The following is a 20,946-nucleotide window of genomic DNA, read 5'->3' as shown; positions in this document are numbered from 1 at the left end:
CCCGGCGCGGTGACCCGCTCACGCCCGGCCGCACTCCTCGACGGACAGATTCTCGTGCGCCCACCGGGCCAGAGCGTCCAACGCCGGCAACACCGCCGCGCCCCGCTCGGTCAGCTCGTAGCTCACCCCCAGTGGCGGACCCTGCCGCACGGTGCGGCGCACCAGCCCCACCCGGGCCAACTCGCCGAGCCGGTCGGACAACACCGACTCGCTGATCCCCGGCAACGCCCGGGTCAGCTCGGCGAACCCCGCCGGCCCATGCGCCAGGGTGCCCAGCAGCACCCCGTTCCACCGCTTGCCGAGGAACGCGAACGCCCGCGTCAACCCCCCGTCGCAGGACCGGGGGACCTCACCGGTGGGGGAGCGGGGCGTCATGCCCCCCACGATACGTGGCCTTACCCACGACGAAGCACTTCGAAAAAACTAGCTGCTAGCCTCTGCGTAGTTAACGTCTCAGCCCCGAAGGAAACCCCACATGACCGACACCGTCACACCCAACCTGATCACCCTCGACGCCGCAGCCCAAGCACAACTGTTCACCGACGCCCGAACCGCCAACACCTTCACCGACGAACCCGTCACCGACGCCCAACTGCGCGCCATCTACGACCTCGCCAAGTACCCACCCACCGCCGCCAACACCCAGCCCCTGCGAGTGCTCTACACCCGCCCCGGCGAAACCCGCGACCGACTGCTCACCCACATGTCCGAAGGCAACCGCGCCAAGACCGCCACCGCCCCCGTCGTAGCCGTCCTCGCCGCCGACACCGACTTCCACGAATTCATCCCCCGCATCTTCCCGATCCGCCCCGAGATGCGCGACGGACTCGCCGCCGACGCCACCGCCCGCGAAGGCATGGCCCGCTTCAACGCCACCCTCCAAATCGGCTACTGGCTACTGGCCGTCCGCGCCGCCGGCCTCGCCGCAGGCCCCATGACCGGCTTCGACGCCGCCGGCGTCGACCGCGACCTGTTCGCCGACAGCACCTGGCGCTCCCTGGTCGTGGTCAACATCGGCAAGCCCGGCCCCGACGCCTGGTTCCCCCGCCTGCCCCGCCTCGACTACGACGACATCGTCCGCCACGCCTGACCCACCCCGGCCGGCCGGCGCGCGACCCGCACCGGCCGGCACCCCACCGCCCCACCCACTCGTCGACACCACCGGCCCCGCCCCACACCAGACCGAACAGCGTCACCGCCCACGCCGACGCCGCAACCACACCCCCACAAAACCCACCGCCACGAACACCACCATCGAACACACCAACACCTTCAGCATCCGCCAAGCCTCCCACCACCCACGTAGGGTGCAAAGGTGCGCCTGGCCACCTTCAACCTGCTCCACGGCCGATCCCTCACCGACGGACTCGTCGACCCCGACCGGCTCACCGCCGCCGTCACCACACTCGACGCCGACGTCCTCGCCCTACAGGAAGTCGACCGCGACCAGACCCGCAGCGGCAACCTCGACCTCACCGCCATCGCCGCCCGCGCCCTCAACGCCCCCCAACACCGCTTCGCCGCCGCCCTCGTCGGCACCCCCGGCGAACACTTCCGCCCCCTCCGCCACGACGACGACGGACACGGCGAACCCTGCTACGGCATCGGCCTGATCACCCGCCACCCCGTCCGCACCTGGCAGGTCACCCGCCTCAAACCCGCCCCCGTCCGCTCACCCGTCTACATACCCGGCCCCGGCCTCACCCTCCTCGAAGACGAACCCCGCGTCGTCCTCGCCGCCGTCCTCGACACCCCCCACGGCGACATCACCGTCGCCGCCACCCACCTGTCCTTCGTCCCCGGCTGGAACGCCCACCAACTCCGCCAGACCATCCGCGCCCTACGCGCCCTACCCGCCCCCCGCATCCTCCTCGGCGACCTCAACCTTCCCGCCGGCCCCGCCCGACTCATCTCCGGCTGGACCCCCCTCGGCCGCCGCCCCACCTACCCCGCCGCCCGCCCCCGCGTCCAACTCGACCACATCCTCGCCGACCCCCACCAACGCCACCGCCTCCCGCCCGTCACCGCCGTCACCACCCCCGCCACCACCATCTCCGACCACCGCCCCCTCGTCGTCGACCTCGGCTGACCCGACGAGCACACCCCCCGACCCCGAGCAACCGTTCGGCACCTGCCAACGGCCGTCGGGGCCGAGAGCGGCACCCACCGGAGGAACGGTCAACCCCGCCCAGCCGCCCGCCGCGCCGCCACCACCGCATTACGGAACAACATCGCCACCGTCGTCGGCCCCACCCCACCAACCCGCGGCGTGATCGCCCCCGCCACCTGCGCACACGACTCGTCCACATCCGGCAACAACCGCCGACCCTCGTACCGCACCCCACCACCGACCACCACCGCGCCCGGCCGCACATGCTCCGGCCGCACGATCCCCGGCACCCCCGCCGCCGCCACCAGGATCTCCGCCCGCCGCGTATACCGCGGCCAGTCCGCCACCCCCGTGTGCACCACCGTCACCGCCGCATTCGCCGTCGGCCGCTTCTGCGCCAACAACATCGCCAACGGCCGCCCCAACGTCGCACCCCGACCCAGGACCACCACCTCACGACCCGCCACCGGCACCCCATGGAACGCCAACAACGCCTCGATCCCCGCCGGCGTACACGGCAACGGCCCCGGCAACCCCAACGCCAACCGCCCCATGTTCACCGGATGCATCCCGTCGACGTCCTTGTCCGGATCCAACACCTGCAACGCCCGGTCGTAGTCCAGGTGCCCCGGAATCGGATGCTGCACCAACACCCCGTGCACACCCGCATCGGAATTGAACTCCTCGATCACCCGGTGCAGATCGGCCTGCGACGCCGACGCCGCCAGATGCACATGCGGCGACGCGAACCCCAACTCCGCCGCCTGCCGCTGCTTGATCCGAATGTACCCGGCACTCGCGTCGTCGTCGCCCACCAGCACCGTCGCCAACGACGGCGTCACCCCCACCGCCCGCAACGCCGCGACCTCCGCCGCCACCTCACCCAGCACCTGCTGCGCCACCGGCCCACCCGGCAACAACCGCGCCGCGTCCGAAGAAACCCCACCCGAGGAAACCGCAGAAGAAGACATGGCACCGCCTCGCCCGCAGGAGCCCAGGCGGACGACCCCCACGGCGAGCTCCCCGATGGTCGATCCCATCCCCGATGCCGCCAGTCGCGTACCCCTGCACCCTGCCACACCCCACACCCCGCCGGTCACCCCGCCGCGCCCTCCTGCGACCGCACCAACCCCACCAACGCCCGGTTGGTGCGGTTGGACCGCACCGCCGCCCGCTGCTGACCCGCCGTCACCTCGATGTACGTCTGCGACGACGCCAACGACGCGTGCCCCAGCAACCGCATGATCTCCGCCGCGCTCGCCCCGTCCTCCGCCAACCGCGTCGCGAACGTGTGCCGCAGCGCGTGCAACTGCGCCCCCCGCGGCACCCGGTCGACCACCCCGGCCCGCCGGTAACAGGACTCCACCAGGTACTGCAGGCCGCCCCGGCGCAGCGGCTCACCCCGCCGGTCCAGCAGCAGCGGCGAATCCGGCCGCACCGACCGCGACCCGAACCGTCGAACCCGACTGTCCAGGTACGCCACCACCACCCGGTCCAGCTCCGGCTCGATCGGCACCACCCTCGGCCGGCCGCCCTTGCCGATCACATCGACCCGCCGCTCACCGGGCCGCCCCGCCAGCGACGCGACCCGCAGCGCCAGCAACTCCGACAGGCGCAGCCCCGCACACAGCGCCAACGCCAACACCGCCACGTCCCGCTCCGGCCACGGATCGCGCTGCCGGCCGTCCTCCCGGGACACCGCAGCGAGCAACTGCTCCGGGGTGTCCTCACCGCGCAGCGGCTTGGGCTGGGGGAGCGGGGCACGGGGTCGGTCCACCGCCGGCATCGGGTTGCCCGCCACCACCCCCTCGGCGACCAGGAACGAGAAGAAGCTGTTCCACGTCGACCAGGCGCGGTGTACCGAGGCCACGGCGCGAGGGGCGGCGAACCGGGCGAACGCCGCCCTCATGACCCTGGGGGAGAGGCCGGTGACCGGAAGAGCGTCCGACGGCAGGGGAGGGACGAGGGTCTCGCCGGCCAGGGCCGCCACCGCGCACAGATCCCGCCGGTACGCCTCCAGCGTGTGGGGGGAAGGCTTGCGTGTGGCCCGAGCGGTCAGGAACTCCTCGATCAACGACCGTACCGATTCGTCCTGTTTGTCATGCATAAGGGATATTATGCATGATTTTCGGGTTACCGGCGACCCCAGGGGAGCGGAGCCCTGGCAGCCTCAACCCCGGCCAGCATCGCCCAACTCCCGCTCCCACCGTCGGCGTGATCAAGAGGCTTACGCCGAAGACAGGTCCGAACCGGACGCAAACCTCTTGACGCCGCCGACGGTGGGCCGGCGGTGGAGCACCTGGTGCGGGGGTGGTGGATCAAGGGGCCTGCGCGGTCAAGCGGACCGGCCTCGGTGTGGCCAAAGGCGGAGGTGGGTGCTGGTGCTGAGGCCGGGCGTGGGGGCTGAAGTTCCGTCAGGCCTGGCGTTGCCCCGGAGGGCCGACTCTTTGCCGGGCACTGCCTCCTGCGGGAGAGGCCTCGAACGATTTACTTGACATAATGTGCATTATCGAATCGCCGAACGGAGTGCCGTGAGCTGCCAGGACTCCCACCCAAAGGCAATTCAGCCATGCAAGCCTGGCGTCGCGTCGCCCACGCGTCTGTCACCGGCGGCTGTCGACTCGCGCGGCTGCGCCCGCCTACCCGGCCGGCGAAACCGAGCTACTCCAGGCATCCCGTCAGCGAAGCGTGAGGCCGCATGTCCACTGGCAGGCCCCGCCCCGCCTCGGCCCCGGTGATCATGAAGTTATTGCCACGACACGCCCGAGATCCATGGCAATAACTTCATGATCACCGAGGCGAGGCCACCGGAGTGAGGCGGGCCTGCGGGAGTTTGGCGGGGTGGGGGCTCGGGGCGTGGAGGGAGCCTCAGGCGGAGAGTTTTTCGTCGACTTTCGGGAAGAAGGCAACATGCTTTCCGCACTCGACCGTCGGCACACCGTCGCGCCGCCCGGGTACAGCCGTTGGCTGATTCCGCCGGCCGCGTTGGCGATCCACCTGTGCATCGGGCAGGTCTACGCCACCAGCGTGTACAAGAACTCGCTGATCGCCCACTTCGACGCGAGTCAGACGGCGATCGGGGTGATCTTCAGCATCGCGATCGTGATGCTGGGGTTGTCGGCGGCGGTGGCCGGTACGTGGGTGGAGCGCAACGGTCCGCGTAAGGCGATGTTCGTCTCGGCCTGCTTCTGGGCGGCGGGGTTCCTGGTCGGTGCGGTGGGGATCGCGACGGAGCAGTTGTGGCTGCTGTACGTGGGGTACGGGCTGCTGGGCGGGATCGGGTTGGGGATCGGCTACATCTCCCCCGTGTCGACGTTGATCAAGTGGTTTCCGGACCGGCCGGGCCTGGCTACCGGGTTGGCGATCATGGGGTTCGGGGGTGGCGCGATGGTGGCCTCTCCCCTGTCCCGGCAGCTGTTGTCGCTCTACGACTCGGGCTACGACCCCGACGCCGTCGCGGGCGCGACGGCGTCCGGTACGGCGATGGTGTGGCTGTTCGTGACGCTGGGCGTCGGCTACTTCGTGATCATGATGTTCGGAGTGGCGAACGTGCGGGTGCCGGCGGCGGACTGGCGGCCGGCGGGGTTCGAACCGTCCCGGGCGACGGCGAGGCCGATGGTGACCACGGCGAGCGTGTCGGCGGCGAACGCGGTGCGGACGCGGCAGTTCTGGTTGCTGTGGGTGGTGTTGTTCTGCAACGTGACGGCCGGGATCGGGATCCTGGAGCAGGCGAGTCCGATGATCCAGGACTTCTTCCGTGAGGAGGGTGCGTCGGCGGTGTCGGTGGCGGCGGCGGGCGGTTTCGTGGGGCTGCTGTCGCTGTTCAACATGGGTGGCCGGTTCGTGTGGTCGTCGGCGTCGGACATGATCGGCCGTAAGCCGGTGTACGTGCTGTACCTGGGTGTGGGGATGGTGTTGTACCTGCTGCTGGCGTTGTTCGGGCAGGTGGCGACGGCGCTGTTCGTGTTGTTGGCGTGCGTGATCGTGTCGTTCTACGGGGGTGGGTTCGCCACGATGCCGGCGTACCTGCGGGACCTGTTCGGCACGTACCAGGTGGGGGCGATCCACGGCCGGGTGTTGACGGCGTGGTCGGCGGCGGGGGTCGCCGGTCCGTTGATCATCAACGGGTTCCTCGACGCGAAGGGTGCGCCGGGGACGCTGACGGCGGCGGGGTACCGGCCGGCGCTGTTGACGATGGTGGGGGTGCTGGCGGTGGGGTTCGTGGCGAACCTGCTGGTGCGGCCGGTGCCGGAACGGTTCCACGAGCTGGCGCCCGCTGGTTCGGGCGGGGTGCAGGGAGGGATAGCGCGATGAGCAACGGTTCGTCCGGGCAGACCGGCCGGTTGTGGATCTCCTGGTTGCTGGTGGGTGCGCTGCTGGGGTACGGGGTGGTGCAGACGGTGCTGACGGCGGCGAACCTGTTCACGGGCTGAGGTGCTGCCGGTCGCGCTGCCGCCGGGCCGTCGGTCGGCGCGGGCGCAGCTGCCCCTGCCCGCCCCGGCGGCGTCTCCGGGTGACCTGACCGGCCGGTTCGTGACGTGGGCATGCTGGCGCGGGTGGACGGGGCGTACCCGCGTCAGAGGCCGCCGGAGACGCGTAGGACGGTGCCGGTGGTGTAGCTGGCGTCGGGGCTGAGGAGCCAGGCGATGGCGGCGGCGATCTCGTCGGGTTCGCCGGCGCGGCCGAGTGGGATGCGGTCGGCGGCAGTATCGGCGCGGTCGGGTGCGCCGGAGAGGGCGTGCAGGTCGGTGCGGACGATGCCGGGGGCGACGCCGTTGACGCGGATGCCGTGGGGGGCGAGTTCCTTGGCCAGGCCGACGGTGAGGGTGTCGGTGGCGGCTTTGACGGCGGCGTAGTGGATGTACTCCCCCGGGCTGCCGAGGGTGGCGGCGGCGGAGGAGACGTTGACGATGGCGCCGCCTCGGGTGAGGCGGCGGGCGGCTTGTTGGGCGCAGAGGACGTACCCGATGAGGTTGACGTCGACGACGTGGCGTAGGTCGTCGGCGCGCAGTTCGGTGAAGGGGCCGATGGGGCTGGTGACGCCGGCGTTGTTGACGAGGCCGGTGAGGGGGCCGAGGTCGGCGGCGGCGTCGAAGAGGCGGGTGATGGCGTCGGGGTCGGTGGTGTCGGCGGGGACGGCGATGGCGTGGCGGCCGGTGGCGCGGATGTCGGCGACGACGGTGTCGGCGGCGTGGTGGTCGCGGCGGTAGCCGATGGCGATGTAATGGCCGTGGTGGGCGAGGCGGCGGGCGGTGGCGGCGCCGATGCCGCGGCTGCCGCCGGTGATGACGGTGACGGGATTCAACGGGTGCTCCTCCCCCGGGTGCTGGTGGTGACGCTACCGGGCGGGGGTGGTCGGTGTTGGGAGAGCGTGGTAACACCGGTGATCGCTTACGCTGCCGGCGTCGACTAGTGGAGGTGTGCGGGTGTCGGGTGTGCGGGTTGGTGACCTGGTCGAGGATTTCGAGTTGCCGGACGAGACGGGGACGCTGCGGCGGTTGTCGGAGTTCCTGGCGGTGGGGCCGGTGGTGTTGTTCTTCTATCCGGCGGCGATGACGCGGGGGTGCACGGCGGAGAGCTGTCACTTTCGGGATCTGGCGGCGGAGTTCGCGGCGGTGGGCGCGTCTCGGGTGGGGATCAGTCGGGACGCGGTGGAGAAGCAGGCGGAGTTCTCCCGGTTGCACGGGTTCGACTTTCCGTTGTTGTCGGATGTGGACGGTGTGGTGGCGCGGCGGTTGGGGGTGTTGCGGCGGGTGCCGTTGGGGCCGTTGGGTTCGCGGCGGATGACGTTTGTGATCGGGTCCGACCGGCGGGTGGTGGAGGTGGTGCACAGCGAGTTGGGGATGAACGAGCATGCGGATCGGGCGTTGCGGGCGTTGGGGGGCTGATCTTCGGGGTGTCGCAGCGGGCTGGTATCAAGGCAGGAATCAGACAGGTGTACGGAAGAGGGTTGTGATGGTTGCCGCGGGCCAGGGTTTGTCTACTGACGAGGTGCAGAGCATCCGGGAGGCGTTGGCGGCCGGTCGGAAGCCGAAGGTGGTGTTCACGTCGTCGGCGGGTCAGATCGCCGGTCAGGTGGGCCAGGTGGTGGAGTTGACCGATCCGTCGGTGTCCGACGAGTTCGTGGTGGTGCGGTTCGGTCGGGACGAGTTGCCGTTCTCCCCCGCCGATGTGGCGGTGGCGCCGCGGGGGGCGGGGCGTCGGGTGGTGGAGGTGAAGGCGGAGCCGGTGCCTGAGCCGGAGCCGCCTGTGGCGGAGCCGGAGTTCGTGTTGGACACGCCGCGGGTGCCGGTGGCGCGGCGGGAGGAGCCGAAGGTGGAGCAGCAGCCGGTGGAGGCGAAGCCGGCGCGGCGGCCGGTGAAGGCGGTGAAGCCGAAGGGTCCGGCGGGGTTGACGGTGACGTTGGCGTACGCCGACGGTGAGTGGACGGTGGCGGCGCAGCAGGGTGCGAAGTCGTTGGCGAAGCCGTATGTGGTGAAGCCGGCGGAGGCGTTGCGGATGGTGGTGTTGGTGGATGTTCCGGGGGTGCAGGAGGCGGTGGAGCAGATCCTGGCTGCGGAGCGGGCGGAGGCGGAGCAGCAGGCGGGGCGGCTGCGGGCGGAGTTGGCGGAGATCGAGGCGCGGTTGGCGGAGTTGCGCGAGGCGAGCTGATCGCGTCTGGTGTGCCTGTCCCCCGCCCTCCGTCGCCGTGTGCGTCGGGGGGCGGGGGCGTGTCGGGGTTCAGAAATAGTCGTGCAGGTGGGCGGGGCCGGCGGCGGCGAGCAGGTTGAGTGGGCGGGGGTCGGCGGTGGTGTGCAGTTGGCCGGTGTGTCGGAGGGTTTCGGCGTCGGTGGTGCCGGTGTAGAGCTGGGCGAAGCCTCGGACGGTCAGGTGCAGGGGGGTGTCGGTGGTGGTGCGGTGCAGTTCGGCGGTGCCGTCGGCGACGTCGAGGCGCCAGGTGCCGGTGTTCCAGTCGGCGAGGTGGTCGTGGAGGGTGAAGGTGACGGTGCCGTGGGCGTGGGTGGGCCAGCCGCGTTGGGTGATGGCGCGGGTGATGTCGACGGGTCGGTGCATCCAGGTGTCGCGGTGGTGTTCGCGGGTGGCTTCGAGGGGTAGGTGGGCGGTGATGGCGTCGCCGTCGAGGAGGTTGAGTCGCAGGGTGGGGGTGACGCTGGCCCAGGTGGCGAGGGTGCGGATGAGTTCGCGGGCGGCGTCGGCGGTGGTGGCGAGGGCGTTGTCGACGGTGAGGACGGCGTCGGGGCCGTAGCCTCGGCCGCGGTCCCAGGTGGCGTAGGCGACGAGGTGGCCGTCGTGTTCGACGAGGGTGAGGCCGTCGGTGGGCAGGGTGTCGGTGGGGTGGTCGTGCAGGGGGCCGCGGCGGGTGAGTAGGCCGCGGCGGTGGCGGGTGACGGTTTCGTAGAGGTCGGTGACGGCGGGCAGGTCGGCGGGGCTGCCGTCGCGGACGGTGAGGTGGGGTGCGGGTGGGTGTCGGGGTAGTGCGGCGGTGGGCAGGTCGAGGGTGCGCAGGGCGCCGGAGACTTCCCAGCCGCAGGCGCGGTAGGGGGCGCTGGTGGTGGGGAACAGTGCGCTGACGGCGGCGCCGCGGTCGTGGGCGCCGCGTAGCAGGCCGGTGAGTAGGGCGCGGGCGACGCCTCGGCCGCGGGCTGCGGGGGCGACGGCGACGGCGCCTACGTCGGCGGCGGTCACGGGGCGGCCGTTCCACCACTGGTCGTGGTGCAGGTCGACGGCTTTGCCGAGGAGTTGGCCGGTGGGGTCGAAGGCGCCGTAGCGGGTGAGGCCGGGCAGGGTGGCGGTTGGTGGTGGTGGTCGGGTGGGGTCGAATCCGAAGGCGTGGCGGCCGAGGGTCCAGGCGGCGGTGAGGTCGTCGGGGGTGAGTTCCCGGACGTCGATGGTGGGCATCGGGTGACGGTAGCGGCGATGTGGTGTGCCTGCCTGGGTTTTGTGGTTCGGGGTGTGCGGCAGGGCCGGCGCGGTTACCGCGCCGGCCCTGCCGTGTTGTCGGTGGTCAGTGGTTCGGGATGTGGGCGACGCCGATGCGCTTGCGGAACACCCAGTAGGTCCAGCCCTGGTAGGCCAGGACGATGGGGGTGAACACGACCGCCACCCAGGTCATGATCTTCAGGGTGTAGGGGGTGGAGGCGGCGTTGGTGGCGGTGAGCGTGCCGGCGGCGTCGAGGGTGGAGGGCAGCACGTTCGGGAACAGCGCCGCGAACAGTGTTGCCACGGCCAGCGCGATTGCCACGGCGGTGCCGGTGAATGCCCAGCCCTCGCGGCGTACGTGGGCGGCGGCGAGGCCGCCGAGCAGGGCCAGCGCCGCGCCGACGGCGAAGACGACGGCGGCCGTGCTGGAGCGGATGGTCAACGTCCAGCTCAGGAACGCCACCGCGAGCACGGCGGTGGCGATGCCCAGGCGTACCGCGAGTTTGCCGGCGCGTTCGCGGACGTCGCCGACGGTTTTGAGGGCGATGAACACGGCGCCGTGGGTGAGGAACAGGGCGGCGGTGGTGGCGCCGCCGAGCAGGGCGTACGGGTTGAGGAGGTTGAGTAGGCCGCCGACGTATTCGTGGTCGGCGTCCAGGGGTACGCCGCGCACGATGTTGGCGAAGGCGACGCCCCAGAGGATCGCCGGTACCAGGGAGCCGACGAAGATCGCGGTGTCCCAGCGGCGTTTCCAGGAGGCTTCGGGGCGCTTGTGGCGGTATTCGAAGGCGACGCCGCGGATGATCAGGGCCAGCAGGATCAGCAGCAGTGGCAGGTAGAAGCCGGAGAAGAGGGTGGCGTACCACTCGGGGAAGGCGGCGAACATGGCGCCGCCGGCGGTGATGAGCCAGACCTCGTTGCCGTCCCAGACGGGGCCGATGGTGTTGATCAGGACGCGGCGTTCCTTGTCGTTGCGGCCGAGGACGGGTAGCAGCATGCCGACGCCGAAGTCGAAGCCTTCGAGGATGAAGTAGCCGGTGAACAGCACGGCGACGAGGAGAAACCAGATGGTCGTCAGTTCCACGGTGGGCTCCGGGTCAGTAGGCGAACGCGAGCGGGCGCTCGGTGTCGTCGTGGCTGTCGTCGATTTCGGGGGTGTCGGTGAGGTCGGGTACGCCGGCCTTGGCGTAGCGGAGCAGGAGTTTGACCTCGATGACGGCGAGGATGGCGTAGATGAGGGTGAAGGCGGTGAAGGAGGTGAGGACTTCGGTGAGGGAGACGCTGCGGGACACGCCGTCGCGGGTGAGCATTTCGCCGAAGACGATCCAGGGTTGGCGGCCCATTTCGGTGAAGATCCAGCCGAAGGAGTTCGCGGCGAGGGGCAGCAGCGGCATGACCAGGCCGGCGCGCAGGAGCCACTTGCTGGTGGGGGTGCGGCCCTTGCGTTGTGCCCAGAGGACGAGCAGGGCGATCGCGGCGGCGGCGAGCCCGAAGGCGATCATGAAGCGGAAGCTCCAGTAGGTGACGGGGATGATCGGGGTGTAGCTGCCGGCGCCGTACTGGCTGGCGTACTGGGCCTGTAGGTCGTCGATGCCGTGGACGGTGCCGTTGGGGTCGCCGGTGCCGAGGTAGGACAGCAGGTAGGGGATCTTGAGGGCGAAGACCTCGCGGCTGCCGTCGAGGCTGCCGATGGTGAGTACGGAGAACGAGGCGGGGCTCTCGGTGGTGTAGAGGCCTTCGGCGGCGGCCATCTTCATGGGCTGCACCTGGGTCATGATCTTGCCTTGGATGTCGCCGGTGATGAGTACGAGCGCCGAGGAGATCAGCACGACCCAGGAGCCGAACTTGGTGGCGAAGCGGTAGGCGCCGGTTTCGGCGCTGTCGCGGTGGCGGATGACGTGGTACAGGCTGACGGAGACGACGAGGGACCCGGCGACGAGGAACGCGCCGGCGAGGGTGTGCGGGAAGGTGATGAGGGCGACCTTGTTGGTGAGCACGGCGAGGAAGTCGGTCAGCTCGGCTCGGCCGGTGTCGGGGTTGAGGCGGTAGCCGACGGGGTTCTGCATGAAGGAGTTCGCGGCGAGGATGAAGTAGGCGCTGAGGTTGGTGCCGATGGCGGCGGCCCAGATGGCGGCTAGGTGCAGGCGTTTGGGCAGCCGGTCCCAGCCGAAGATCCACAGGCCGATGAAGGTGGATTCGAGGAAGAAGGCGACGAGGGCCTCGATGGCCAGGGGGGCGCCGAAGATGTCGCCGACGAAGCGGGAGTAGTCGCTCCAGTTCATGCCGAACTGGAATTCCTGCACGATGCCGGTGACCACGCCCATCGCGAAGTTGATCAGGAAGAGCTTGCCGTAGAACTTGGTGAGTTTGAGGTAGCGCTCGTTGCCGGTGCGGTGCCACAGGGTCTGCAGGATGGCGACGAGCACGGACAGGCCGATGGTCAGCGGCACGAACAGGAAGTGGTAGACGGTGGTGACACCGAACTGCCAGCGGGCGACGTCCAATGCGTCCACCTGATAACCCCCAGCCTTTCATACTACGAGACGTAGTAGATACTACTGGGTGTCGTAGGGGGGTCGTCAGGGGCGGAGGTCCCGAGCCTGGCCGGGACCAATGACCTTGGTCACCACTGCCGCTCGGCCCACCCGGGCGGGCGGTCCCCCGGCGGTGGCGACGACGTGCGACCATCGACCGCTGATGGACATCCCGACCGGCCCTTGGCGGCCGCCCCTGCTCTGGCGCGGCGCCCAACTGTTCGCCCGCGCCCTCGTCGGCGCCCTGGCCCGCCTCGAAGTCACCGGCGACGTGCCCGACCGGCTGCGCCGCGGCCCGCTGATCCTGGCCGCCAACCACCTCAGCCCGTTCGACCCGGTGGTCCTCGCCGCCGCCTGCCGCGCCCGCGGCGTCGCCCCCCGGATCATGGCCACCGGCGGCCTGTTCCGCACCCCGCTCGTCGGTGCCGCGATGCGCCGGGCCGGGCACCTGCGCGTGGACCGGGGCACCGACGCCGTGCACCGGGCCCTCGACGACGCGGCCAGGGCCGTGGCCGACGGGTCGGTGATCCTGGTCTACCCGGAGGGCCGCATCGGCCTGGACCCCGGCCTGTGGCCCGAACGCGGCAAGACCGGGACCGCCCGGCTCGCCTTCGCCTGCGGCGCCCCCGTGGTGCCCGTCGCGCAGTGGGGCTCCCACGAGGTGCTGCCCTACCGGGCCCCGAAGGGCATGCTGCGCGCCGTCGCCCGGGCGGTGGTTCGCCGGCCGGTGCTCAGGGTGCACTTCGGGGCGCCCGTGGACCTGACCGGCATCGACCCCGCAGCCTCGGGCGCGGCGGCCCGGGCCACCGACCGGATCATCGACGCGATCACCGACAGCCTGGTCCCGTTGCGCCCCGACGAGCCCGACCGGCCCCGGCACGTCGACCCGGGCCGCCCCAGCGACACCAGCCGCTCCCACCGGCGAGGCCTGCGGCCCTGACCCCGGTCGCGTCGGGGCGCCCCGACGCGACCGGGGTCAGGCGGGTCAGGCGGCCGGCTCCAACGCCACCACCGGGATCACCCGGCCCGCCCGGGCCTGGTAGTCGGCCCAGCCCTGGTCGGCCTGCGCCGCGCGGGCGAAGGCCCGGTCGCGCTCGTCGCCGGCCAGCACGACCGCCCGCGCCCGCCAGGTCGACGTCCCGTCCTCGACGGTGACCAGCGGATCGGCCGTCAGGTTGCGGAACCACTGCGGGTCCCGCGGCGCTCCCCCGGCCGAGGCGATGACGAGAACCCGGCCGTCCTCGCCGGTCACCCGGCCCACCGGGTTGGTGTGCGGTGCGCCGGTGCGCGCCCCTGTGGTGGTCAACAGCAGCAGCCGGGCACCCTCGAACCACCCCCCGACCCGGCCGCCGTTGGCGCGGAACTCCTCGATGATCTGCTGGTTGAAGTCGTTGGGCATGCGGTGTCCATTCTCCGAACCGGGTGCTCGCCTCGCGCGGGGCGGGCGGCGGGTGACGGGAAGAAAGCGGCCGGCGTGTGCCCGCGGAGGGGCCACGTCGGGGGGCTGCGGAAGGTGACGGGAAGCGGCAGGACGAGCCGCCCGCGCGGGGCGGGGCGGTGGGTGTCGCTTACGCACGGCGGGCCGCGGGCCCGCCCGGCCTTCACGCCTCGGCCGGGTGCCCTGTCCGCTCGTGGCCCAAGGCCGACCCGGCAGTCACGAGGTCCGATACTAGTGTCGCCTCCGGATCACCGGCAATGCCCCGGCCGCCTGCGCGGACGGTCCCGCGTCCCATCCGAGGAAACTGCCACCCCGGGTGCGGCCCGGCAGTTTCGTCGGCGTCGCACTCGCCGACCCCGAAGGCCGGGCGGTAACCGGTTGGCCGGCCTGACCGGCCCGACGGCGGTTCATTCCCGGCCGGACACCCGCAGGCCACTGCGGCCCGGCATACTGCCCACCGTGCAGCCCCGCTCCGGCTACCTCGACGCGCCCGCGCCGCTGGCGTTCGCCCACCGCGGCGGTGCGGCCGACGGCGACGAGAACACCGCCGCCGCGTTCGCCCGCGCCGTCGACCTGGGCTACCGGTACGTCGAGACCGACGTGCACGGCACCGCCGACGGCGTCGCTGTGGTCTTCCACGACGCCACCCTGCGTCGGGTCACCGGAGAGCCTGGGCGCATCGCCGACCTGCGCTGGGCCGACCTGGCCTCGGTGCGTGTCGGCGGCGCCGCCGTGGTGCCCCGCCTCGACGACGTTCTCGGCGCCTGGCCGGACGTGAGGTTCAACATCGACGTCAAGGCCGACGGGGGCGTCGAGGCGACCGTCGCCGCGCTCGGTCGGGCCGGCGCCGGCGACCGGGTGCTGCTGGCCTCGTTCAGCGACGCCCGGCTGGCCCGGCTGCGGGCGTTGACCGGCGGGCGGATCGCCACCGGCCTCGGCATGCGGGGGGTGGCCCGGCTGCGGGTGGCGTCCCTGCACGGCCGGCCGCTGCGGCTGCCCCCGTCGGTGGTCGCCGCCCAGGTCCCGCCCCGCTACGGCCGGATCCCGGTCGTGGACCGCCGGTTGATCGCCTACGCCCACCGGCTCGGACTGCAGGTGCACGTCTGGACGATCGACGAACCTGCCGAGATGCACGGGTTACTTGATCTTGGAGTGGATGGCATCATGACCGATCACGTCGGCGTGCTGCGCGACGTCTACCGCAGCCGCGGCCACTGGGCCGCCTGAGAACCGGCGGAGGAAAACCCCCATGGCCGAGACCGTCACCCCGACGGTGGACAACCCCCCGCCGCCGGCGAGCACCGCCCGCGAGCGGCGCGGCTGGTACCTCTACGACTGGGCCAACTCGGCCTTCCAGACCACCGTCATCACCGTGTTCCTCGGCCCGTTCCTGACCACCGTCACCGAGCTGGCCGCCGGCTGCGAGCTCGGCGCGGACAGCTGCGACGGCTACGTCCACCCGCTGGGCATCCGGGTCGCCGCCGGCTCGTACTATCCGTACCTGATCTCCCTGTCGGTGTTGCTGACGGTGTTCGTGCTGCCCGTGATCGGCGCGGTCGCCGACCGCTCGGCGCACAAGAGGCGGCTGCTCGGCGCGGCGGCGTTCACCGGCGCCGGGGCGACCATCGCGATGGCCCTCGTCACCGGTGAGCGGTACCTGCTCGGCGGGGCGCTGTTCCTCGTCGCGAACATCTCCTTCGGCGCCGCCGTGGTCGTCTACAACTCGTTCCTGCCGCAGCTCGGTGGCCCCGACGAACGCGACGGCATCTCCAGCCGCGGCTGGGCCATCGGCTACCTCGGCGGCGGGGTGCTGCTGGCGCTGAACCTGGTCGCGGTCACGATGTTCAGCGAGGACGGCAACCCGCAGCGCACCCTGGACCTGGCCCGCTGGTCGATCGTGTCCGCCGGCGTGTGGTGGGCGGTGTTCACCCTGGTGCCGCTGCGCTGGCTGCGTGAACGCCCCACCGCAGCGGCGCTGCGCGGCGGCGGCAACGTGCTCAGCGACGGGTTCCGGCAGCTCGGCCGCACCCTGCGCGAGATCAAGGCGTACCCGCTGACCCTGTACTTCCTGCTGGCGTTCCTGGTCTACAACGACGGCATCCAGACCGTGATCACCCTGGCCAGCCAGTACGGCACCGAGGAGCTGCACCTGGAGCAGGGCACCCTGATCGTGACGATCCTGCTGGTGCAGTTCCTCGCCTTCGGCGGCGCCCTCGGCCTCGGCGCGCTGGCCCGGCGGATCGGGGCGTGGAAGACGGTGCTGCTCAGCCTCGTGCTGTGGACCGGTGTGATCATCGCCGCGTTCCGGCTGCCCGAGAAGGCCCCACTGCCGTTCATGATCCTCGGCGGGGCGATCGGCCTGGTCCTCGGCGGCAGCCAGGCGCTGAGCCGGTCGCTGTTCAGCCAGCTCATCCCCGCCGGCAAGGAGGGCGAGTACTACGGCTTCTACGAGATCAGCGACAAGGGCACCAGCTGGCTCGGGCCCCTCGCGTTCGGGCTGGTGTTCCAGCTGACCTCCTCCTACCGGGTGGGTCTGGTCTCCCTGCTGATCTTCTTCGTGGTCGGGTTCGCGCTGCTGGCCGCCGTGCCGATCCGCCGCGCCATCGTCGCCGCCGGCAACACCCCGCCGCGGGTGCTGTAGCGCGCCGGTCCGGTGCGTGGGTCCCGCATCCCGGGGCCCACGCACCGGACCGATCGCCAGCCGCCGATGGGCTAGGCTGCCCCGACGTGACCGACGACGCCGCCCCGATCTGCCTGGCCCGGCCCCTCCCCGGCCCGGACGACACCCGCGCCGGCTGCGCCGCAGCCCGGGGCGTCGACGGCCGCCCGCTGCACGCCGCCGCGCTGAAGTTCTTCTGGGGGCCGATGGACTGCGGCAAGTCCACGATGGCGTTGCAGATGAACTACAACCACGCCCGGCAGGGTCGCCGTGGCCTGGTCACCACCCGCATCGACCGGTCGCTGGGCCCGCAGGTCACCACCCGCATCGGGCTGGCCCACTCCGCGATCGAGGTCACCGACGGCCTCGACCTGCGCGACCTGGTCCGCGACGCCTGGGCCGAGGGCTTCCGGGTGGACTACCTCATCTGCGACGAGGCGTCGTTCTACGACCTCGAACACATCGAACAGATGGCCGAGCTGGTCGACAACTACGACGTCGACGTGTACGCCTTCGGCCTGGCCACCGACTTCCGGTCCTGCCTGTTCCCCGCCGCCCGGCGGCTGTTCGAGCTGGCCGACTCCGTCGCCCGCATCCAGGTGGAGGTGCTGTGCTGGTGCGGCCGGGAAGGGCTGCTCAACGCCCGCGTCGTCGGCGGCCGGGTCGTCCGCGAGGGCGAACAGGTCGTCATCGGCGACACCGCGAACAGCGCACAGGTGCGCTACCAGGTGCTGTGCCGGCGGCACTACCGCGCCGGGGACCTCGGCGGCCGGTAACACCGCCGACGGGTCAGTACGGGTCCCCGCACACCCGCCAACCGTCGGACTCCCGCACCACGGGCAGCTCCCGTTGTTCGCTGCCGCCGCCGTCGCGGGTCAGCCGCACCGCCACCGTGCCCCGGGGACGGCCGCCTCGGGTGGCCACCGCCACGTCGGTGATCTCGTAGCCGGTGACCTGCGGCGGGGTCCGCAGCCACGCGGCGAAGCCCGCCGCGCTCCACCGGTTGCGCGCGTCGGCGCACAACCGCCCGTAGGCCCGGTCGGCGTCGCCGGCGGACACCTCCCGCAGGAACCCGTCGGCGGTCTCCCGCACCGGGCCGCTGGACCCGGTCACCACCTGCACGTTCCACGCCCCCAGGCCGGCCACCCCGACCAGGCACAACCCCAGCCCCGCGCCGGCGGCCAGCAGCCCGGTGCGCACCGGCCGGCGCCGCCGGGCCGGCCGGCTCCACGACCGTTCACCGCCCATCACCTCCGACCGTAGGCGGCCGGCCGCCGGCCCGCAGCAACTCGCCCCCGGTCGCCTCCGGGGCACACATCGTCTACCGTCGGCGCACACCCCGACGCGAGCGCCCCCGGAGGCGAGACGATGACCCGTTACGTGCAGCCGGTGCCCACCCCCGAGGACCCGTACACCGGGGACCGCCTGCTGCGGTCCTGGCTGCGACGGCAGCTCGGCGCGGACGGACACGACGCCGCGCAGGGCCCGCTGACCGACCTGGCCGCCGACGTGACCGGGCCGCTGCGCGCCGCGCACGCCGACGCGGAGGCCCACCCGCCGACCCTGGTCCGCTACGACCCGTGGGGCGCCCGCGTCGACCGCGTCGACACCTCCGCCGGCTGGCAGGCCCAGCGCGCCGCCGCCGCCCGGCACGCCGTGGTCGCCCTGCCCTACCTGGAGTCGGCGCGCGGCACGTGGGGCGCCGCCACCCGCGTCGTCCAGCACGCCCTGCTGCACCTGTACGGGCCGGAGTCGGCCACCTTCTCCTGCCCGGTGGCGATGGCCGACGGCGCGGCGGCGCTGCTCAGCCTCCCCGACGTCGACGCGGGCGTCCGCGACGCGTGGCTGCCCCGGCTCACCTCCACCGACCCGGACACGGCGATCGTCAGCGGGCAGTGGATGACCGAGTCGCAGGGCGGCTCCGACCTGTCCCGCTCCACCACCGACGCCCGGCCCGCCGCCGACGGGTCGTGGCGGCTGACCGGGGACAAGTGGTTCTGCTCCGCCGCCGACGCCCCGATGGCGGTGGCCCTGGCCCGGCCCGAGGGCGCCGGCCGGGGCAGCCGGGTCCTCGCCCCGTTCCTGGTGCCCCGCTACGCCGCCGACTCGCCGCTGGCCGGGGACAGCGCCGCCGCCGACGCGCCGGCGCCCGGGGTCACCGTGCACCGACTCAAGGACAAGCTCGGCACCTGGGCGCTGCCGACGGCCGAGATCGGGCTGCGCGACGCGTACGCGCTGCCGCTGGGCGACCCGGCCGTGGCCGGACTGGTCCGGGCGATGACCCTGGTGGTGGTGACCCGGGTGCACAACGCCTCCGCCGCGGCCGGCGGGATGCGCCGCGGCCTGGCCTACGCCCGCACGTACGCCGACGACCGCACCGCCGCGGGCGGGCGGCTGGCCGACAACCCGCTGCACCGGGCCACCCTCGGCGCCCTCGCCGTCGACGCCGCCGCCGCGTTCGCCCTGGCCGGGCACGCGTTCGCGCTGCTCGGCCGGGTGGAGGTGGGCGCCGACCCGGACGCCGCCGCCGAGCTGCGGGTGGTCGCCCCGCTGGCCAAGCTCGCCACCGGCCGGCTCGCCGTCAGCTCCGCCAGCGAGTACGTGGAGTGCTTCGGCGGCGCCGGGTACGTCGAGGACACCGGCGTGCCCCGGCTGCTGCGCGACGCTCAGGTCCTGCCGATCTGGGAGGGCACCACCAACGTGCTCGCCCTGGACGTGCTGCGCGCGGTCACCCGGGAGGACGCCGGCGTGCCCCTGCTGCGCCGGCTGGCCGCCGCCGTGGACCTGGCCCGGCCGCTCTCCCCCGCCCTGGCCGACACCCTCGCCGCGGTCACCGGGGAGCTGACCACCGCCCTGGCTGACGTCACCGCCGACCCGCGGGCCGCCGACGTGGTCGCCGGCGCGCGCGGGCTGGCGTTGCGCCTGGCGGCGGCGCTGGCCTGCGCCCTGCTCGTCGAGCACGCCGCGTGGGGCGACGAGCAGGCCGAGGTGGCTGCCCGGCTGTGGGCGCGGCGGCGGCTGCGCCACGAGGACATCTCCGGCGACGCCCACCAGCACCTCGACCTGCTCTGCTGAGCGGGCCCGACCGCCGGGAGCGTCGGGTGGGACGTCAGGGTTTCAGCTCCGGCGCCGCGCCCGCGCCGCCCAGATCACGTACGCCGGGTCACGGTCGAGGTTGTGCCGGTCCCGGTCGTAGCGTCGGGTGGTCCGCGGGTCGGCGTGCCCCATCGCGTCCTGCACGTCCTCCAACGGCACCCCCTCCGCCCGGGCGGTGGTGGCGAACGCGTGCCGCAGCGAGTGCGGGGACAGCTTCGCCCACGCCGGGATGCCCGCGGTGCGGGCCAGCCGGCGGACCAGCCGGAACACCGAGTGCCGGTCCAGCCGGGCGCCGGTCGCGGTGACCAGCAGTGGGCCGGTCAACTCGTGCACCGCGACCCCCTGCGTCGTCGCCCGCTCGGTCAGGTAGGCGTCCACGGCGTACGCGGTGGACGGGGTCAACGCCCGCCGACGCGGCTTGCCGCCCTTGCCGACGAACCGGACGCTGCGGTGCCCCCGCTCCGCACCCAGGTCGGACAGGTTCAGCGAGACCAGCTCACCCACCCGCAGTCCCAGGTCGGCCAGCAGCCCCACCGCCGCCCGGTTACGCGCGGCGGTCGGCCCGGTCTCGGCCTCCGCGGCGGCCAGCAGCGTGTCCACCTCCTCGGGGGTGAGCCCCACCGTCGCCGAGTGGTCCCGGTCGACGCGGGGCCGGTCGGCCCCGGAGACCGGGTTCGCCTCGACGGCGCGCAGCTTCACCAGGAAGTCGTACCAGCTGGACAGGGCCGACAGTTTGCGGGCCACGGTGGCCGGGGTCAGCGGCTGGCCGCTGCGCGCGGCCGGCGTGGCCTCCAGGGACCGGCCGTAGGAGTTGACGTCGAGGAAGTTCGCCCGCAGCGGGTCCAGGTCCCGGGCCGCGCACCAGGCCAACCAACCGGCGACGTCCCGCCGGTACGCGTCGCGGGTGTGCTCGGACAGCCGCCGGTTGCGCAGCCACGCCTCGGTGAAGTCGCCCGGCCCCGCGCCGGAAAGGGCCGGGCGGGCCGACGGACGGGACAGCACCGGGAACTCGGAGGGCTGCATGTGAGGAAGACTCTCAGCCTGCGGTCGGATCGCCGGTGAGGCGCGCCCGGGCGGGTTTTCCCCGGCCCCGTTGATGGTCACCGGGTACTCAGCTCGTAGCTCACCCCCAGTGGCGGACCCTGCCGCGACGGCTGAGAAAACATGAGCACCATCGGCCTGGCCGCGA

At 72.5% G+C, this 20,946-nt stretch carries 21 protein-coding genes and 1 riboswitch; of the genes, 11 read left to right on the top strand and 10 right to left on the bottom strand.

Going from position 1 to position 20,946, the window contains the following annotated elements:
* Positions 1 to 18 precede the first annotated feature (18 nt).
* A complete protein-coding gene (locus tag ACQPZO_RS14740; RefSeq protein WP_433350645.1) occupies positions 19 to 375 on the bottom strand; it encodes a winged helix-turn-helix transcriptional regulator in 357 nt (118 codons plus the stop codon).
* A gap of 100 nt (positions 376 to 475) precedes the next feature.
* Here ACQPZO_RS14740 and ACQPZO_RS14735 point away from each other — a divergent pair, with 100 nt between their 5' ends.
* On the top strand, positions 476 to 1,090 hold the full coding sequence (locus ACQPZO_RS14735) for a malonic semialdehyde reductase (RefSeq protein WP_433350643.1): 615 nt from the start codon (positions 476 to 478) through the stop codon (positions 1,088 to 1,090).
* Between the two features lie 225 nt (positions 1,091 to 1,315).
* Entirely contained in the window at positions 1,316 to 2,089 is a 774-nt protein-coding gene (locus tag ACQPZO_RS14730; RefSeq protein WP_433350641.1) for an endonuclease/exonuclease/phosphatase family protein, read from the top strand.
* 89 nt (positions 2,090 to 2,178) lie between these two features.
* On the opposite strand, the gene ACQPZO_RS14725 is transcribed toward ACQPZO_RS14730, so the two are convergent.
* Both ACQPZO_RS14725 and ACQPZO_RS14720 read right to left on the bottom strand, forming a co-directional pair.
* The gene (locus ACQPZO_RS14725) at positions 2,179 to 3,081 is read right to left on the bottom strand and encodes a bifunctional 5,10-methylenetetrahydrofolate dehydrogenase/5,10-methenyltetrahydrofolate cyclohydrolase (protein WP_433350639.1); all 903 of its coding nucleotides are present in this window, start codon (positions 3,079 to 3,081) and stop codon (positions 2,179 to 2,181) included.
* Positions 3,082 to 3,095: 14 nt separating this feature from the next.
* A riboswitch (ZMP/ZTP riboswitch) is annotated at positions 3,096 to 3,179 on the bottom strand.
* A gap of 27 nt (positions 3,180 to 3,206) precedes the next feature.
* Positions 3,207 to 4,217 carry a tyrosine-type recombinase/integrase gene (locus tag ACQPZO_RS14720; protein WP_433350637.1) on the bottom strand — a complete coding sequence of 337 codons (1,011 nt, stop codon included), beginning with the start codon at positions 4,215 to 4,217 and terminating at the stop codon, positions 3,207 to 3,209.
* An 803-nt stretch (positions 4,218 to 5,020) separates the two neighbouring features.
* On the opposite strand from ACQPZO_RS14720, the gene ACQPZO_RS14715 reads away from it, so the two are divergent.
* Both ACQPZO_RS14715 and ACQPZO_RS14710 read left to right on the top strand, forming a co-directional pair.
* Positions 5,021 to 6,424, top strand: a complete 1,404-nt coding sequence (locus tag ACQPZO_RS14715) for an OFA family MFS transporter (protein ID WP_433350635.1) — start codon at positions 5,021 to 5,023, stop codon at positions 6,422 to 6,424.
* On the top strand, positions 6,421 to 6,543 hold the full coding sequence (locus ACQPZO_RS14710; protein WP_256371549.1) for an MFS transporter small subunit: 123 nt from the start codon (positions 6,421 to 6,423) through the stop codon (positions 6,541 to 6,543). The genes ACQPZO_RS14715 and ACQPZO_RS14710 overlap by 4 nt, the downstream gene beginning before the upstream one ends.
* 143 nt (positions 6,544 to 6,686) lie before the next feature.
* Here ACQPZO_RS14710 and ACQPZO_RS14705 read toward each other — a convergent pair whose 3' ends face one another.
* On the bottom strand, positions 6,687 to 7,415 hold the full coding sequence (locus tag ACQPZO_RS14705; protein ID WP_433350633.1) for an SDR family NAD(P)-dependent oxidoreductase: 729 nt from the start codon (positions 7,413 to 7,415) through the stop codon (positions 6,687 to 6,689).
* 121 nt (positions 7,416 to 7,536) lie between these two features.
* On the opposite strand from ACQPZO_RS14705, the gene ACQPZO_RS14700 reads away from it, so the two are divergent.
* Positions 7,537 to 7,998, top strand: coding sequence for a peroxiredoxin (locus ACQPZO_RS14700; protein WP_433350631.1), 462 nt, complete (start codon positions 7,537 to 7,539; stop codon positions 7,996 to 7,998).
* A 67-nt stretch (positions 7,999 to 8,065) separates the two neighbouring features.
* Positions 8,066 to 8,761, top strand: coding sequence for a hypothetical protein (locus ACQPZO_RS14695; protein ID WP_433350629.1), 696 nt, complete (start codon positions 8,066 to 8,068; stop codon positions 8,759 to 8,761).
* 69 nt (positions 8,762 to 8,830) lie between these two features.
* On the opposite strand, the gene ACQPZO_RS14690 is transcribed toward ACQPZO_RS14695, so the two are convergent.
* The 3 genes from ACQPZO_RS14690 to ACQPZO_RS14680 form a co-directional block, all read right to left on the bottom strand.
* On the bottom strand, positions 8,831 to 10,000 hold the full coding sequence (locus ACQPZO_RS14690; protein ID WP_433350996.1) for a GNAT family N-acetyltransferase: 1,170 nt from the start codon (positions 9,998 to 10,000) through the stop codon (positions 8,831 to 8,833).
* Positions 10,001 to 10,115: 115 nt separating this feature from the next.
* Positions 10,116 to 11,114: a cytochrome d ubiquinol oxidase subunit II gene (cydB, locus tag ACQPZO_RS14685; RefSeq protein WP_433350627.1), complete on the bottom strand. Its 999-nt coding sequence runs from the start codon at positions 11,112 to 11,114 to the stop codon at positions 10,116 to 10,118.
* A 13-nt stretch (positions 11,115 to 11,127) separates the two neighbouring features.
* Positions 11,128 to 12,543, bottom strand: coding sequence for a cytochrome ubiquinol oxidase subunit I (locus ACQPZO_RS14680; protein WP_433350625.1), 1,416 nt, complete (start codon positions 12,541 to 12,543; stop codon positions 11,128 to 11,130).
* 184 nt (positions 12,544 to 12,727) lie between these two features.
* Between ACQPZO_RS14680 and ACQPZO_RS14675 the strand changes: the two genes are divergently transcribed.
* Positions 12,728 to 13,504 carry a lysophospholipid acyltransferase family protein gene (locus ACQPZO_RS14675; RefSeq protein WP_433350623.1) on the top strand — a complete coding sequence of 259 codons (777 nt, stop codon included), beginning with the start codon at positions 12,728 to 12,730 and terminating at the stop codon, positions 13,502 to 13,504.
* Positions 13,505 to 13,549: 45 nt separating this feature from the next.
* On the opposite strand, the gene ACQPZO_RS14670 is transcribed toward ACQPZO_RS14675, so the two are convergent.
* Positions 13,550 to 13,963 carry a nitroreductase/quinone reductase family protein gene (locus tag ACQPZO_RS14670; protein ID WP_433350621.1) on the bottom strand — a complete coding sequence of 138 codons (414 nt, stop codon included), beginning with the start codon at positions 13,961 to 13,963 and terminating at the stop codon, positions 13,550 to 13,552.
* 498 nt (positions 13,964 to 14,461) lie between these two features.
* Between ACQPZO_RS14670 and ACQPZO_RS14665 the strand changes: the two genes are divergently transcribed.
* The 3 genes from ACQPZO_RS14665 to ACQPZO_RS14655 all read left to right on the top strand — a co-directional run bounded on the left by ACQPZO_RS14665 (position 14,462) and on the right by ACQPZO_RS14655 (position 17,437).
* Positions 14,462 to 15,229, top strand: coding sequence for a glycerophosphodiester phosphodiesterase (locus tag ACQPZO_RS14665; protein ID WP_433350620.1), 768 nt, complete (start codon positions 14,462 to 14,464; stop codon positions 15,227 to 15,229).
* 22 nt (positions 15,230 to 15,251) lie between these two features.
* Positions 15,252 to 16,643: an MFS transporter gene (locus tag ACQPZO_RS14660; RefSeq protein WP_433350618.1), complete on the top strand. Its 1,392-nt coding sequence runs from the start codon at positions 15,252 to 15,254 to the stop codon at positions 16,641 to 16,643.
* An 86-nt stretch (positions 16,644 to 16,729) separates the two neighbouring features.
* A complete protein-coding gene (locus ACQPZO_RS14655; protein ID WP_433350616.1) occupies positions 16,730 to 17,437 on the top strand; it encodes a thymidine kinase in 708 nt (235 codons plus the stop codon).
* A 13-nt stretch (positions 17,438 to 17,450) separates the two neighbouring features.
* Here the strand turns inward: ACQPZO_RS14655 and ACQPZO_RS14650 are convergent, their stop codons facing one another.
* Entirely contained in the window at positions 17,451 to 17,909 is a 459-nt protein-coding gene (locus ACQPZO_RS14650) for an Rv0361 family membrane protein (protein WP_433350614.1), read from the bottom strand.
* Between the two features lie 120 nt (positions 17,910 to 18,029).
* On the opposite strand from ACQPZO_RS14650, the gene ACQPZO_RS14645 reads away from it, so the two are divergent.
* The gene (locus tag ACQPZO_RS14645; protein ID WP_433350612.1) at positions 18,030 to 19,736 is read left to right on the top strand and encodes an acyl-CoA dehydrogenase family protein; all 1,707 of its coding nucleotides are present in this window, start codon (positions 18,030 to 18,032) and stop codon (positions 19,734 to 19,736) included.
* Positions 19,737 to 19,778: 42 nt separating this feature from the next.
* Here the strand turns inward: ACQPZO_RS14645 and ACQPZO_RS14640 are convergent, their stop codons facing one another.
* Positions 19,779 to 20,780, bottom strand: coding sequence for a tyrosine-type recombinase/integrase (locus ACQPZO_RS14640; protein ID WP_433350610.1), 1,002 nt, complete (start codon positions 20,778 to 20,780; stop codon positions 19,779 to 19,781).
* Positions 20,781 to 20,946: the final 166 nt, after the last annotated feature.

Source organism: Micromonospora sp. CA-111912, from assembly GCF_050948415.1.
Taxonomy (GTDB): Bacteria; Actinomycetota; Actinomycetes; order Mycobacteriales; family Micromonosporaceae; genus Micromonospora.
This window is presented reverse-complemented; position numbering and strand designations above follow the sequence as displayed.